The organism is Simiduia curdlanivorans (assembly GCF_030409605.1).
In the GTDB taxonomy this organism is placed as follows: domain Bacteria; phylum Pseudomonadota; class Gammaproteobacteria; order Pseudomonadales; family Cellvibrionaceae; genus Simiduia; species Simiduia curdlanivorans.
In genome coordinates this window covers 1,983,462-1,998,548 of record NZ_JAUFQG010000004.1, presented here as the reverse complement: position 1 = coordinate 1,998,548, position 15,087 = coordinate 1,983,462, and the positions used below count along the sequence as shown (strand labels likewise).

Below are 15,087 nucleotides of genomic sequence, written 5' to 3'. Positions count from 1 at the left end.
CTGGTTTGCGCCGGCTATTGCACGGCTAACGCGCCTAAGACTTAGCCTGTGGCGCCTGAGCCCAAAGCTCGATAACTTTATCAACGTCACCGTTGTGCTGCTTAATAGCCTGGGCGAATTGGCTTCGAAAGGTTTTACCCAAGTTAATACCATTCAGAACCACGTTGATCAACTTCCACTCGCCCGAGCTTCTGTTTTTCGCCATGGTGTAATCAATGACTTGAATACCGGATGTAGTAGTCACCTCCTGACGCACAGCAACGCGATTTTGCCCCTGCGCTTCTGGGCCAAGCGGGGGAATATTCATCTCCGCTTCTACATAGCCCTTCATGCCTTTCGCATAGGTAGACACCAAGCTTTCACGAAAAACCGCTTCAAATCGGCCAACCTGATCTTTAGTGGCTGATTTTGCAGTATCGCCCATGACGACTTTTGCGATAAAACCAAAGTCGACCACTGGCTCTAAAATACTGCGCATTTCCTGCATCAGGGCCAGCCCTTCTGGGTCTGTTGCATCGCTGTGCTTGCGCACGGCAACCCGCAAATCATCGACCACTTTCACGACCACCTCGTGGGGGCCAACAGTAGATGCAGCAAAACCCACTTGCGTAGCCAATAAACTGCCCACAAACGCTAACTTTTTAATCCAACCCCACATACATCTTCCTCAAAATCAGTACTTGTTTCTCTCGCTCGCCCACAAACATCAGCAACTAAACGGTGAAAGCCTGCAGGCTCAATCCCCACATCAGCTAACACGGCATTGCTGACATTACGCGGTTAGCACTATACCATTACCCAATCTAAACTACCCACCATCTGTGACGAGCCGACACATGAGTCAGACAACAGCCTTTATCGAGGCGGGAAAGCGAACCGTAGCTATAGAGTCGCAAGCGGTGAGCGCGTTACAAGCACGCATCGACCAACAGTTTGTTAAAGCCTGTGAAATCATCTTGGCCTGTCAAGGGCGCGTCATCGTCACCGGCATGGGTAAATCCGGCCACATAGGTGGCAAGATGGCAGCCACCTTTGCCAGCACTGGCACCCCCGCCTTCTTCGTGCACCCGGGCGAAGCCAGCCATGGCGACTTAGGCATGGTCACAAAAAATGATGTGGTGATCGCCATCTCCAACTCGGGCAGCTCGGCCGAAGTGTTAACGCTGATACCGCTATTTAAGCGCATGCAAATCAACATCATTAGCATGACCGGCAACCCTAATTCGCCACTCGCACAAGCGGCCGACGTAAATTTAGATATCAGTATTAAAGAAGAGGCCTGTCCGCTCGATCTTGCCCCCACCTCATCAACCACGGTTACCCTGGTCATGGGCGATGCCCTCGCGGTGGCGCTATTGGAGGCGCGTGGGTTTACTAAAGAAGAGTTCGCCTTCTCTCACCCAGGCGGTGCCTTGGGTCGACGCCTACTTATTCGCGCCAGCGATCTGATGCACAGCGGCACCGAATTGCCAAAAGTGTCGCCCGACAGCCTACTCTCGTCAGCGTTGGTGGAGATGACTCGGACCGGTTTTGGTATGACTACCATCGTCGACAGCAACGATCAATTAATAGGCGTTTTCACCGACGGTGACCTGCGCCGCAATGTCGATCAGGGTATTAACCTTGCCACCGCCACCATGGCACAAGTCATGAACAAAAAGCCCAAGGCTATCAAGGCATCGCTCTTAGCAGCCGAAGCGCTAAACGTCATGGAGCAAAGAAAGATTACCGCCCTGGTGGTGGAGGATGACAACAATCATCCCGTGGGTTTGCTGCACATGCACGACATATTGCGTGCCGGAATCGTTTAGTTTTTAAGAGTTAACTCCATGACACAAGTTTTAAAAATTGCCCAATCCATTCGCCTACTGCTGCTCGATGTGGACGGCGTTTTAACCGACGGCAAGCTGTATTTCGATAACAGCGGCAACGAGATGAAAGCGTTCAACACGCAAGATGGCCACGGCATAAAACTGCTGCAAAAAACCGGGGTTAAAGTGGGCATCATCACCGGCCGCACCAGCGCACTGGTGGAGCGCCGAGCTAAAGATCTGGGCATTACTATTTTAATTCAAGGGCGCGAAGATAAATTTACCGCGCTACAAGAAATACTCGCCAGCCACTCTATCGCGCTAGAACAAATCGCTTTTATGGGCGACGATCACCCCGACCTAACCTGCATGGTTAAAGTGGGCCTCGCCATGACAACAGCAAACGCCCACCCGGATGTGGTAGCCCAAGCCCACTGGCAAAGTAGCCGCAACGGTGGCGAAGGCGCGGTGCGCGAGGCTTGCGACTACCTAATGAAATCTCAAGGTACACACCAAGACCTGCTCAATGTCTATTTAGGTAAAGACTAAAAGCATGGCAATACTAAAGAAATTACTGCCAATAATTATCGCCATTATGGTTGTTGTTTATCTGTTTAGTGTCGACAACCCGTCCAGCCGACTGTTCGATAAAGGCAGCGCTAAAGACCAACAAATGGCACCGGCTTTTTTTATTACCAACTTTATTAGCAAACAATACGATGTGAGCGGAAGCTTAAGCCAACACATCACCGGTGCGCGCGCCGATCACTTCCAACCCAAAGGCAAGGCGAGCGATCAAGACTACACCCTAATAGAAACCATAGAAGCCCAAATTTTCACGCACAACACCCGCCCTTGGCACATCACAGCCGATCAGGGGCGCGCGACAGAAAAAGGCCAGCAAGTTGAACTGATTGGCAACGTGCATTTATGGCAGGAAGATCCAGTCAAAGGCATAACGGAACTCTTTACCGATCGAATGATCTATTTTACTAAGCGTCAAATAGCCGATACCGACCAGCCGGTAAAAATCATTACACCGACGGGCACAACCACTGCAGTGGGTTTAACCGCTGACATGAAGGCCCAAACACTCACGCTTAAACACAAGGTAAGAGGAACCCATGCCCCTTATTAATACCGTTAAAGGTGCTGTTAAAAATACAACCATCCTAGCCTTGGCGCTGACCAGCGTTTTAAGTTACGGCCTACCCGAGGATCGCGACCAACCGATTCAGATCGAAGCCGACAAAGCAACGCAGGATCAAAATAAAGGCATCACTGTTTACACCGGCAACGTGCAAATGGATCAAGGTAGCATTCATATTGTTGCCGATAAAATTGTCATCCACAGCGCCGAGAAAAAAGTTAACCGCATTGTTGCCACCGGCGCGCCCGCGCACTTTCAACAAAAGCCGGCACTCGACAAAGAAGTGATTATTGCGCGCGGCAACACGCTCAAGTACGAGGTTGTAGAAGATAAATTAACCATCACTGAAAACGCGCAAGTTGAACAAGACGGCTCCATCGTGACGGGCGATATTATTAACTACGACATTCATCTCGCGCTGGTGGAAGCCGGCAGCCGAGACAGTAATAATTCCCGGGTAAAAATGATTCTTCAACCCCAGAAAAAAAACAGCGACGCGAAGGAATAGCATGGCTAAATTAAGTGCATTAAATTTGGCCAAAAGTTACAAGGGTCGGCGTGTCGTTATCGATGTGTCCATGGAGGTCAACAGCGGTCAAATCGTCGGCCTACTCGGCCCCAATGGGGCAGGCAAAACCACCTGTTTTTACATGATTGCGGGCCTGGTGGAAAATGACGCCGGGCGCGTATTAATCGACGATAAAAACCTGACGGGCATGCCCATCCACGGCCGCGCGCGCGCCGGTATCGGCTATCTACCCCAAGAAGCGTCCGTATTTCGCAAGCTCACCGTGGCCAACAATATTCTCGCCATACTGGAGACGCGCAAGGAGCTCAACCGCAAGCAACGCCTCGCACGCATGGAAGCATTGCTCGAAGAATTTCACATCACCCATATTCGAGACAGCCTAGGCATGGCACTTTCTGGCGGCGAGCGACGACGCGTAGAAATTGCACGGGCATTGGCCACTGAGCCGCAGTTTATTTTGCTGGACGAGCCCTTTGCTGGGGTAGACCCAATTTCCGTGGGCGACATTAAAAACATCATCAAACACCTCAAAGAACGCGGTATAGGCGTGCTTATTACCGATCACAATGTGCGCGAAACTCTCAGTATCTGCGAGAAAGCCTATATCGTCAGCGAGGGGCATATCATCGCAGAAGGCGACGCCAATACTGTGCTAGCCAACCAGCGAGTCCGCGAGGTTTATTTAGGTGATCAATTCACTCTCTAATTTTAATTTACCCTACGGCTCATAAAGGCATGGAGCTTGCTTGTCAATATTGCCTGAGCCCTGACGGATGACTACACTAAGACCATACCTCGGCGAAGTTGCGAGGCACTACCTTAAAGGATGTTAGTCATCAAACCATGAAGCCATCACTACAGCTCAAGCTAGGTCAACAACTGACCATGACGCCGCAGTTGCAGCAGGCCATCCGGCTGCTGCAGTTGTCCACCTTGGATTTGCAAGCGGAAATTCAGGAGGCGCTAGAATCCAACCCCATGCTCGAAATATCAGAGGGCGAAGACGGGGCACAGGACACAGAGGCCAGTAGCGATGTCAGCGAACCTAGCGACCCAGAATTTAACAGTGCCAAAGAATCTACCGAAACCAACCTACAAGAATTAAACACGCCGGAAACTTCACCCGATAACAACCAGTCCAATGAGATGGATAGTGACTGGAACAACGACATACCCGACGACCTGCCGGTCGACACCAACTGGGACGACATCTACACCTCCGGCCCAGCCAGCAGCGGTTCAGGCAGCGACGAAGACCGCGATTACGAGCGCGGCGATAGCACCGGCGAAAGCCTGCAGGAACACCTGCTGTGGCAGCTCAATTTAACCCCCATGAGCGACAGGGACAGAGTCATCGCCCTATCGATCATCGACGATATCGAACCGAGCGGCATGCTGGGCAACCCCATCGGCGACATAGCCGAGGGCCTCAATCAAGAACAGGAAATGCTCGAAGACCCGGTTGAACTGGACGAAGTGTTAGCGGTTCTCCATCGCATTCAACAGTTTGACCCGGTCGGTGTCGCCGGCCAAGACTTGGCCGAGTGCCTACTTATCCAACTGCGAACACTGCCAACTACTACACCTTTCCTAGATGCTGCTAAGCTTATTGTTAAGGATCATTTAGCGCTGTTAGGCAATCGCGATTACAAGCAACTGATGCGGCGCTGTAAACTTAAAGAAGCTGAGCTGGCAGAGGTAATCGGGTTAATTCAAACCCTAAACCCGCGCCCCGGCGAACAAATCGCACAGGCCGATACTGAATATGTTGTTCCAGATGTCTTTGTCAGTAAGAAGCAGGATCGCTGGTTAGTGGAACTTAACCCAGACATAGCGCCTAAAATACGCATTAACGCTGGTTACGCCTCGCTCGTCAAACGGGCAGATACCAGCCCAGATAACAACTTCATGCGCGACCATTTGCAAGAGGCGCGCTGGTTCCTCAAGAGCCTGCAAAGCCGCAACGAAACCCTGCTCAAGGTCGCCAGTTGCATCGTCGAAAAGCAAATGGGCTTTTTTGAATCCGGCCCCGAGGCCATGCGCCCTATGGTACTGCACGACATTGCAGAAGAAGTTGGCATGCACGAGTCCACCATCTCCCGCGTTACCACACAAAAGTATATGCACACCCCGCGGGGCATCTTCGAGCTGAAATACTTTTTCTCCAGCCACGTCAGCACGGATGCGGGTGGAGAGTGCTCATCCACCGCGATTCGCGCCATTATTAAGAAGCTGGTGGCGGCTGAGAATCCGAAAAAACCCTTAAGCGACAGTAAAATCACCACCCTGCTTGAAGAGCAAGGCATTCAGGTAGCGCGCAGAACTATCGCTAAATACCGAGAGTCATTGGGCATTGCAGCATCCAATGAACGCAAGAGATTGATCTAAACGCTAGATCAAGCAACACCGCTACACCCTAGTTTTAGGCGCCCAGCTTTGGGGTTTGCACCAAAAAAGGGCAGTTGACAGCAAAAGCAGCGACACAAAGGAGCAGCCGAATGCAAATAAATATCAGCGGACACCACCTAGACCTGACCGACGCCATAAAAGATTACGTCCATGCAAAGCTGGAAAAGCTCGAGCGACACCACGACCGAATAACCAGTATCAACACCATACTAAGTGTTGATAAACTACAGCAAAAGGCGGAAGCGACAGTACACGTCAGTGGCGCTGAATTTTTCGCTGATTCAGAGTCTCAGGATCTCTATGCAGCCATAGACCTGCTCTCTGATAAGCTAGATCGCCAACTAATTAAACACAAAGAAAAACTCCGAAGCCATCGATAACCCTATGCAGTTTGAAACCCTTCTAGCCCCTCGCCGTGTACAACACGGTGTAGAGGGCGTCAGTAAAAAGCGCGTGCTTGAGACGATCGCCAACATCATCGCCACTGATATACCCAGCCTAGATGCCGATACACTATTTCGCAGCTTAATCGCGCGTGAAAAACTGGGTAGCACGGGCTTAGGTCATGGAATTGCTATCCCACACTGTCGAGTCGCCAGCTGTGAAAGCACTATTGGCGCTTTGGTTGTGCTCTCCAGCCCGATCGACTTCGATGCCATCGACGGTGCGCCGGTCGACGTCATATTTACCCTTATGGTGCCGGAAGAAGCCAGTAGCGAGCACTTACAAACATTGGCAAAACTGGCCGAATTATTTCAACAGGAAGAATTCCGCGCGGCACTGAGAACGGCTGAGACAAGCGATCTACTCTATAGTAGGGTAAGCGCATACCTTGCCACGCAATAAAGGGATTCTGTCAACATGAATACGGATAAAAGTACGGTCAAACAATCACCGCGCTTAATTATCGTCAGTGGCCGCTCCGGAGCAGGCAAGAGTACCGCCCTGCACGTGCTCGAAGATTTAGGATTTAACTGTGTCGATAATCTGCCTTTGCGCTTACTACCCGAGCTGGTACATCAATTAGTATCAGATCCAACACCCAATTCTCTATTTGCGATCAGCGTCGATGCTCGCAATGCTTGGCAGGAACTGCCCAAGTTTCCACAATTGGTGGCCGACGCCAATGCCAAGGGTATACGGATCGAGGTCATGTTTTTAGATGCCCGATCACCGGTACTGATTCAGCGCTTTAGCGAAACGCGGCGCAAGCACCCACTTAGTAAAGAAGGGGTCAGCCTAAAAGAGGCGACGGTAAAAGAGCGCGAGCTACTGCAACCCATCGTCGATTTAGCCGATCTAGTCATCGACACAACCACCCTCACCCTGCATCAACTGCGCGACCTGGTCAAAAACCGCGTCAGCTTGAACGCCGATACCAGTATGTCCGTGCAACTGGTGTCCTTTGGCTTTAAGCGCGGGGTGCCGGTAGACGCCGATTTCGTATTTGACGTGCGCTGCCTACCCAATCCTTACTGGAAACCCCACTTGAGGGCCCTAACGGGGCAAGATCAGCCGGTGGCGGATTTTTTAGAAGAACAAGAAGACACGCGCCTAATGCGCAGCGATATTCTGGCGCACTTAACGCGCTGGCTGCCAAAATTTGAACAAAGCAACCGCAGCTACATGACCATCGCTATTGGCTGCACTGGTGGCCAACACCGATCGGTTTATATGGCCGAAGAACTTTATAAAGCACTGGCGGGAAAAAACTCTAAACTACAACTTAGGCATCGAGAATTAACCGGCACAAAGGGCTAGGCGTAGCGTGATTGAAACCCAAATAGAGATTATCAACAAGCTAGGCCTGCACGCCCGTGCGGCGGCAAAAATGGCGACCTTGTGCGCACGTTTTGGCTGCAAAATTCAAGCGGGCATCGGCGAGAGAATGGTAGACGGCAAAAGTGTTATGTCGCTCATGCTGCTAGCCGCGGCCAAAGGCACACAGCTCAACCTAAGAACCGACGGCGACGATGAGCAGGAAGCCATGGACGCCATCACCGCTCTGATCAACGACTACTTCGGCGAAGGCGAGTAACGCTGTCGCTTTAACCCCGAGTTGGGTACCATGCGGGCCGAGACGCAACCGCCCGCACCTGATGGAAGGGCCGAGCAAGAATTTTGGATATTATCATGGCAAATCACGACCCAGCTGACGACCTGCTCGACGGCGAAGAACTCCCAAAAAGTCGAACCCAAATCAAAAACGAGGCCACAGCGCTACAGCAGCTTGGGGCTAAGCTATGTGATCTCAATAAGGATCAGCTGAGCAAGATTCCGCTGCCGGAAACGTTGCAACTGGCTATCGTAGAAATGGGTCGCATCAAAACCAACAGCGCAAAACGCCGGCACATGCAGTTTATTGGGCGACTGATGCGCGAAGCCGATCACGAAGCCATCGCAGCAGCTTACCAAGGCTTAATGCAAGTTTCAGAACAACACGTTTTGCAACAACACCTAGCCGAGCGTTGGCGCGATCGGTTTATTGCCGATGGCGACGACGCTATCAACGAGTTTATGTTGGACTACCCTCAAGCTGACCGACAGCAACTAAGGCAACTAGTGCGCACGGCAAAGTCCGAACTCGAGCGCAGCAAGCCGCCTGCTGCTGCACGCAAAGTCTTTCGTGCGATACGCGACACCATCGTGTCTAGCAGCCTTGTTTAGTGAAATCATCTTTTTTACCGGCATTTTAGGCTGCGCAGTTTTTGCTATCTCTGGCGCCCTAGCGGCGGCAGAGAAACAGCAAGATATCATGAGCTTTATCCTTCTGGGTGTAGTCACCGGCATTGGTGGCGGCACCATAAGAGATCTAATACTCAATAAACCTCAAGTGTTTTGGTTAGCCGAACCGATTTATCTTTATGTGTGCGTGATCGCCTCGGCGCTCACCTACTTTATTGCCCACTATATAGCGTCAAAACACCGCGCGCTGGTGTGGATGGACGCCGCCGGTATGGCCCTGTTTAGCGTGATGGCAACTCACACGTCACTCGCGTGGAACGACTCCTGGCTAGTCGCTATCGCCATGGCCATGATAACCGCCTCCTTCGGCGGTGTGATTCGCGACGTTATGCTCGACCAAATGCCGGTTATTTTGGAACCTGAAATTTACGTCTCGGCGAGCGTGACGGGTTCGCTCGTGTTTCTCATCGCAAATCATCTGCAGCTAGACTCGTCATTAAGCATCTGCCTAGGCTTTATCGGCGCCTTCAGTCTGCGCGGTGCTGCGATTATTTGGGACCTTAGGCTACCAAAATACCAAGACTAACTATTGCTGTTGATCGGGAATAAATTCTAACGCCGCCGAATTGATGCAATAGCGTAAGCCAGTGGGCTCTGGCCCATCTTCGAACACATGGCCAAGATGCTCACCACATTTGGATAATACCTCTACCCGGCGCATACCCCAGCTGTAATCTTTTTTAAGGACGATATTGTCGGCATTAAACATCTCCCAAAAGCTGGGCCAGCCGCTGCCCGATTCATACTTATGCTCAGACCGAAATACCGGTAATTTACACCCGGCTGTCACAAAAGTACCCTCACCTTTTGTCTCTAACAAAGCGCCTGTAAAAGCTCTCTCGGTGGCGCCATTCCACATCACATCAAATTGTTGCGCCGTTAATAACTCGGCCCATACATCTCTGGAGATCGATTCAAGATTTCGCTGATCAGCGATCATTTTTTTAGCTTGTTCTATTTTTTCATTATCTACTTGGGCCTTGTCCGCACAGGCGAAGAGCGAAACCAGCAGCAAGATACAACCAATCATCTTTGTCACAGCGATACCTCTATATACGGCAAATGAGTCTAGTTATCGGTTAGACTCGGCCTAGATGTATTTGTTACACCCGCGCTTTTCTAAGCTCTAGGGGAAGCCAGCCAACTCAGAGCATTGCCGCAAGTTTCCTATGTTGCATCGCCGCTAATTCGTTTTTTAATGCTTTTGTCATCCAAAATCCCATTTCGCTCGTAACCGACTAAAATCCTATAACCATGAGCTGACGCCATGCGACTAATCACACCGCACCAAGGGTTAAATTTCGCAACCAAGGATATTTACGGCAAACCCTTCAGCTTGAAAAGTTTCAGGGGCAAGCGCGTTATGCTGTCATTTTTCCGCGATGCAGCCTGCCCCTTCTGCCACTTACGGGTGTATGAGCTGAGTCAAAATTATCAGCACTGGCAAGATCAAAACCTCGAAGTAATTGCCGTGTTTAGCGACACCCCAGCGCAAGTGCGCCGCTTTGTTGCTAATCACCCTCGGCCATTCACTATGCTCGCCGACCCCAAATTGGCGCTATACAATCATTATGGTGTCGAGCAATCGGGCACAGCTCTACTCAAAGCCTTGGTATTGAAACTACCTAGGATCATTAGGGGTTTTATGCTCGGCGCTAAACCCAGTAACAACCCACATGTTAAGTTGGTGCCAGCAGATTTTCTCATTGACGAAGACGGGGCAATTCAACAGGCCTGGTACGGCCGAGACACCAGCGACCATATCCCACTGGCACAAGTACAGGCATTTATTGACACAGCGAGCAGGACCTCAAGCCATACACCTAAATTCGCCTAGCCAGTTAAATTAACCCAACCCGAGGAATCGACTGCGGTAGCGCAACTGCAGCACTTGTGCATCTAAGCTCGCACTAGGGAACCTCTGAATAACTCTGGTGCAGCTCTGGCTTCCAGCAAATTTCGTGGGCTAGGCGCGGCTTCGAAGGCATACCGGGGTCTGTCGAGCAGTCGCAACAACGCACACGGAATTTGCTGGAAGCCCCGTAGGGCGAGGCCTTTAGCGCCCATCCGTTGCGTTGAGCTTCTTGCTAAGCGCTAGGGCCATTAGCTGCGAAACTCGCCTTGCGGCTGACCGCTACAGGTCACGCAGAGCGGTACCAGAGTTATTCAGAGGTTCCCTAGTTATCGAGGATAGGTTTATCTTCTTCACTATGACCAAAGTTTTCTTGGTTAGTGGATCGTTGACTTGAACTTGACTGTTCCGAACTTGTAGATGAATCCAAAGCGGTGGTTGGGTCACCAACAGCAGGTTCTTGCGGGGACTCTGTTTGAGCGCTGCCGGCTTTCTTCGGGTTGTCTGCAACTTGTTTAAACTGCATGCTTGGGTTATCCAACGCACCAACCACCCGATAGTTAACACTGGTCATTTTATCGAATTGCTTTTCAAATAACCGGCTGGCAACAAATACCCCCGCAGCCACGGGTAAACCGGCTGAGACCGCCGCAATAAAAGTGAGGTTATCTAACACGGGCAAGTTAACCGTAAGCTTGGTATCGATGGTGTTATCGACCAAATTCACCTGCCCTTCCATCTGCATTTTGCTCGACGGCGTTTTTACCGACACAGGTGTATTAAATTGCACCAGCCCTCGATCAAATTCCAACGCCCCTTTGACCTCGTCGTAGGCCATGCCGCTGGCGTAAACATCGGAAAAATCCAATTGTAAACGACGAATCCAGGTATCGAAGTTAAATATTCCCATGAGCCGCATTAACGCATTACTGGCGGAGGCATCTGCGCGCATAAAGCGGCCGTCTTTAACTTGAAAATCAATGTCACCACGCAAACTTTCCAGCTTGACCCCATAAGGATCACCGCGCCAAGCAAGATTGGCGTTGAAGGTGGCGCGATTACTTTCTATTAATTTTTTCGTATCAAAGGCTTCCATCACCGCACCGAGGTCACCCGCCTTTACCTGCCCGGTAAATACCGATTCGTTATTGCCATGATTCCACGACAAACTCGCACCGCTTGTCATTGCTGTCCCTATTGTGCCGGTTGTTCCAATTGCCTCACTTGCGCCACTAGCCTCATTGGTCGGCCAGCCAGCAACAGACAAGCCAAATAGAGCACCGGTAATATTATCGATATGCCAAGTATCCTGCTGGATGTAAGAGTCAAAAGTTAACTGACCAATATTTTTTTCTTTAACATACAAGCTCGCAATTGCCGCATGAATCTTCGGTAGCGACTTTACCCGCTGCCACACTAACTCGGCCTGCTCTAGCGCTAACGCTTCTTTATCAACACTCGATAATTCAACCGCTACAACGGGAGCACCTTCCTGTACCGGTGCTTCCTGAGCCGCCCATAGCGGTAAACGTAAAACTTTTAACGAAAGGTCGAGCGAGCTGTCCGCTGCAAGCGGCAAATCCAAGGTGCCCGCCAAGCGTTCATTCTGAAGACTGAACGCCCAGCGATCCGCGCTCTTTATTCCCTCTAAATGGGTTTCCCCTATCTCGTGCTCGCCAGCTAAGACCAATTGCTCTGCATTAAGCACGATATAAAGCGGCAAATATGCTTCGTTCTCCACCTCCGATGCACGCTCATCTACAGCAGTTTCGTTGCCATCGTCGATACTATACGAGGCCTCAATCGGTTTGCGTATGCCGCTCCATTGACCATCGAAAGCACTTAGCCAAGCGTTAAGATCAAAACGCTCAAAACCAGCGCCTAACCGAAGCATGGGTTGCTCGGGTAAACGCGCCTTACCAAATAGCTGTACAGCGCCGCGATCAAAAGCAAAACGCTGATCAACCTTAGACCACAGCAGAATCGAATCAGCGACGTTACCAGCGCGAGCAGTCACCCGTACACTTTCTTGTGTGAGCGGAATATCTAATGCAAACGGCAATTTTTGATCCGATGCTTTATTCAAAGGCGTCGGTAAATTTACGGCAAGGCCGATAAGATCACTGCTGACGCCAATATTTACCGGGGTGTTTAGGTTTTGCTGCGCGCCCCAAGGAACGTCAATAGCGACAGCATAGTTCGAGATTCCAGAGACTTGCTTCACCGACGAAAAGCCAGCCCAAGTTACGAGATCGGCAATATCCGCCCGAGCAGCCAAGCTAATTTCCAAAAAGTTTTTACTGTCATTCAAGGCAGAGCGCACACTTAGCGGTTGGTTCCACAAAGTGCCCTTTAACGAGTTAATCGCGATGGCGTTTTGTCTCGATATCCTTATCCCACCGGTTAAATCTTTGGCAGACAAATTAATAAAAGGCAGTGCTAACTCACCCTTTCCGATTTCGACCTGAACATCGAAATCCAATTCATCACTGTTCTTAGTCATGGGCACATTAAGCGCTAGATTCGCTGCAAAATCGCCAGCCATTTGCCAATTGGCAAAGGTGTGGTTGGTGATATCGGCCAAAGGGCTCTCGGCCAACAATTTCTGCCCATCCGCTAAAGGACCCGCAAGCCGACCATCAATCAGCAAGTTCGACGATCCGCTTTCCTGAGTAATCAATTCAACCTTGGCTTGCTGCAAAATAGAATCATAAATTCGCCCAGAGCTAGCATTCACAAGCAGATGCGAAGTATCTAAAACCAATTCAGCACTGACCTCAGATACCGCTGGCCATGGCGATGAATAATCGAGAGCTGCATTTTCAATATCCAGCCAAAGTTGTACGCTCGGCATACGCGCCAAGGCACCGGCAATAAAGCCGTGGAAAATAAACCCGCCTTGACGCACATCGCCCTCTTGAACCGCTACATCCAGCCACTGGCGCAAATTTTCCGAGACCACAAAGGGTACATATTTTTTGTGGTATTGTGCCGCAGAATTCTCTATGCCTATTTGCAGTAGCAGCTCCAGCGTGTGATCTTCACGCTGTATCGGTGCATTGATATATAAGAACCCGGTTGCGTTTCCGTCGTCACCGGCCAACCGAATAGGCCCACTATTGACATAAAGAGTCTGCTCTTCGGGCCTAAGCCACCAGGCTACTTGGCCATTGGCGCTGTCGTAAGCCATCGCATTTTCATACACAGTGGTGTAGTGCATGCTGAAACCCTGGCGACTATCCAAATCGACAAAGCCACTGCTTTTCGTGGTTTCCAAATAGCCATCCACACCGGTTACGGTAGGTGCGCCGCGCCATGCTTGGGCCGATACCTTAGTCAAATTAGTTTGCAATAAAAAATCTGAGGGGTTCTGTTGCGGCCAAGACAGATGTACATTTTCAAGGCTGCCGGCTGGCGCTAACTCGTCGAACACGTCAACTAAAGCCGGCGCCAATAGCTGACTATCACTTAACCACTTGTGCCAATGCTGCAACACCAACCGATCGGCGTTGATGCTCATCAGCTTGTTGGTGCTCGATTGAATTTGCATAGTAAACGGCGGGTGCTCGGTATCACCCCATTGCATATTGATGTTCTGTAACTGCAACAACCAATTTCCATCAAAGTCAGCATCGCCAACAATTTCTGCATCGATGGAACGAAAGGGAACCTGATGCCCCTTTAACTCAAAGGGCAACCCGCTCAAGCTGACACGCCCCAACCAGTTCAGACCTTTATCTGGCGCCAATGTCAACCAGGCTTCAATACTCGCCTGCCCTTCTCTGCGCCACCGCCCTTCGGGTAAGCTTTGCCAATAGCGCCGCGCCACCAGGGCCAGTAATTTTTCAGTGGGAAAATTGTCGACCCGGAGGTAGGCTTTGGAGCCGAATTCAGAAATATCGAAGGGGTCACCGCTGCCCTCCATCGTTAATGAAATCGCTTCGGGCTTGTCTTCCAATTGAATAGTGGCACTTAAGCGATGACGATTATTGCCGTGTTCCAACAATATGCGATTTACTGTCACCTCAAGTTCGTGACCGCTATCTAGGCGAATACGGGTTTTTAAATCAATTAAATTTACTTGTTTTCCAATTAGGAAAACATCCCGTAGGTTATCAAGCGTGTAGGGAGTAACGGCAGAATCTTTCGCGGCACTGGTATTCGTACTAAGGCCTTCCAAACTAAAAGCACCTGTCGCATTTTCGACAAAGTTACTGCGTACACCTAAAAATTCAACATCAGAGAAACGTAGCTGTCGGTCTATCACCGAATCAATTAAATCTACCTCGGCCAGCGCACTTTCTACTTCCAATACCACTTTTCCATTGGGCGTAGATATGACCAAGCCTTCCAAGGCGAGCACAGGCAGCAAACTTTCCCAGCGCGCGTCGAGCGATTGAATAGCTACAGCCATTCCCAATTTATCGGTCAGATAATCGATCAAGGGCTCGCGATAATCGGCGACCATCGGTGTCGCCATTCGGCCCAGCTGCACAAGCAACGCGCATAGAATTAGCAACAATGCGATGAGCCGCCAGAAGTGGCCTATGGTGATAGCGAGGAAGGAGCCAAGCTTTTTCATAAAAAGTTA

The 15,087-nt window shown here is 50.5% G+C and carries 16 protein-coding genes; 13 read left to right on the top strand and 3 right to left on the bottom strand.

The features are described 5' to 3' along the window. Positions 1-34: 34 nt before the first annotated feature. On the bottom strand, positions 35-658 hold the full coding sequence (locus QWY82_RS08915) for an MlaC/ttg2D family ABC transporter substrate-binding protein (protein ID WP_290261495.1): 624 nt from the start codon (positions 656-658) through the stop codon (positions 35-37). Between the two features lie 178 nt (positions 659-836). Between QWY82_RS08915 and QWY82_RS08910 the strand changes: the two genes are divergently transcribed. The 12 genes from QWY82_RS08910 to QWY82_RS08855 all read left to right on the top strand — a co-directional run bounded on the left by QWY82_RS08910 (position 837) and on the right by QWY82_RS08855 (position 9,170). Continuing rightward, positions 837-1,811 carry a KpsF/GutQ family sugar-phosphate isomerase gene (locus QWY82_RS08910; RefSeq protein WP_290261493.1) on the top strand — a complete coding sequence of 325 codons (975 nt, stop codon included), beginning with the start codon at positions 837-839 and terminating at the stop codon, positions 1,809-1,811. Positions 1,812-1,829: 18 nt separating this feature from the next. Beyond that, positions 1,830-2,360, top strand: a complete 531-nt coding sequence (locus QWY82_RS08905; RefSeq protein WP_290261491.1) for a KdsC family phosphatase — start codon at positions 1,830-1,832, stop codon at positions 2,358-2,360. A 4-nt stretch (positions 2,361-2,364) separates the two neighbouring features. Further along, positions 2,365-2,949, top strand: a complete 585-nt coding sequence (gene lptC, locus QWY82_RS08900; protein ID WP_290261489.1) for an LPS export ABC transporter periplasmic protein LptC — start codon at positions 2,365-2,367, stop codon at positions 2,947-2,949. Beyond that, positions 2,936-3,469 carry a lipopolysaccharide transport periplasmic protein LptA gene (lptA, locus tag QWY82_RS08895; protein WP_290261487.1) on the top strand — a complete coding sequence of 178 codons (534 nt, stop codon included), beginning with the start codon at positions 2,936-2,938 and terminating at the stop codon, positions 3,467-3,469. Before lptC ends, lptA begins: the two co-directional genes overlap by 14 nt. Before the next feature lies 1 nt (position 3,470). Continuing rightward, a complete protein-coding gene (lptB, locus tag QWY82_RS08890) occupies positions 3,471-4,196 on the top strand; it encodes an LPS export ABC transporter ATP-binding protein (RefSeq protein WP_290261485.1) in 726 nt (241 codons plus the stop codon). Between the two features lie 137 nt (positions 4,197-4,333). Next, positions 4,334-5,878, top strand: coding sequence for an RNA polymerase factor sigma-54 (locus QWY82_RS08885; RefSeq protein WP_290261483.1), 1,545 nt, complete (start codon positions 4,334-4,336; stop codon positions 5,876-5,878). 110 nt (positions 5,879-5,988) lie between these two features. Continuing rightward, a complete protein-coding gene (gene hpf, locus QWY82_RS08880) occupies positions 5,989-6,279 on the top strand; it encodes a ribosome hibernation-promoting factor, HPF/YfiA family (protein ID WP_290261481.1) in 291 nt (96 codons plus the stop codon). A 4-nt stretch (positions 6,280-6,283) separates the two neighbouring features. Further along, a complete protein-coding gene (ptsN, locus tag QWY82_RS08875; protein ID WP_290261479.1) occupies positions 6,284-6,745 on the top strand; it encodes a PTS IIA-like nitrogen regulatory protein PtsN in 462 nt (153 codons plus the stop codon). 15 nt (positions 6,746-6,760) lie between these two features. Next, a complete protein-coding gene (rapZ, locus tag QWY82_RS08870) occupies positions 6,761-7,660 on the top strand; it encodes an RNase adapter RapZ (RefSeq protein ID WP_290261476.1) in 900 nt (299 codons plus the stop codon). A 7-nt stretch (positions 7,661-7,667) separates the two neighbouring features. Next, entirely contained in the window at positions 7,668-7,937 is a 270-nt protein-coding gene (locus QWY82_RS08865) for an HPr family phosphocarrier protein (RefSeq protein ID WP_290261474.1), read from the top strand. Between the two features lie 95 nt (positions 7,938-8,032). Beyond that, the gene (gene yjgA / locus QWY82_RS08860; RefSeq protein WP_290261473.1) at positions 8,033-8,566 is read left to right on the top strand and encodes a ribosome biogenesis factor YjgA; all 534 of its coding nucleotides are present in this window, start codon (positions 8,033-8,035) and stop codon (positions 8,564-8,566) included. Continuing rightward, entirely contained in the window at positions 8,559-9,170 is a 612-nt protein-coding gene (locus QWY82_RS08855) for a trimeric intracellular cation channel family protein (protein WP_290261471.1), read from the top strand. Before yjgA ends, QWY82_RS08855 begins: the two co-directional genes overlap by 8 nt. On the opposite strand, the gene msrB is transcribed toward QWY82_RS08855, so the two are convergent. Next, a complete protein-coding gene (msrB, locus tag QWY82_RS08850; RefSeq protein ID WP_290263502.1) occupies positions 9,171-9,674 on the bottom strand; it encodes a peptide-methionine (R)-S-oxide reductase MsrB in 504 nt (167 codons plus the stop codon). Between the two features lie 237 nt (positions 9,675-9,911). Between msrB and QWY82_RS08845 the strand changes: the two genes are divergently transcribed. Then, a complete protein-coding gene (locus tag QWY82_RS08845) occupies positions 9,912-10,481 on the top strand; it encodes a peroxiredoxin family protein (protein ID WP_290261470.1) in 570 nt (189 codons plus the stop codon). Positions 10,482-10,821: 340 nt separating this feature from the next. On the opposite strand, the gene QWY82_RS08840 is transcribed toward QWY82_RS08845, so the two are convergent. After that, a complete protein-coding gene (locus QWY82_RS08840) occupies positions 10,822-15,078 on the bottom strand; it encodes a YhdP family phospholipid transporter (RefSeq protein WP_290261468.1) in 4,257 nt (1,418 codons plus the stop codon). Between the last annotated feature and the right edge of the window lie 9 nt (positions 15,079-15,087).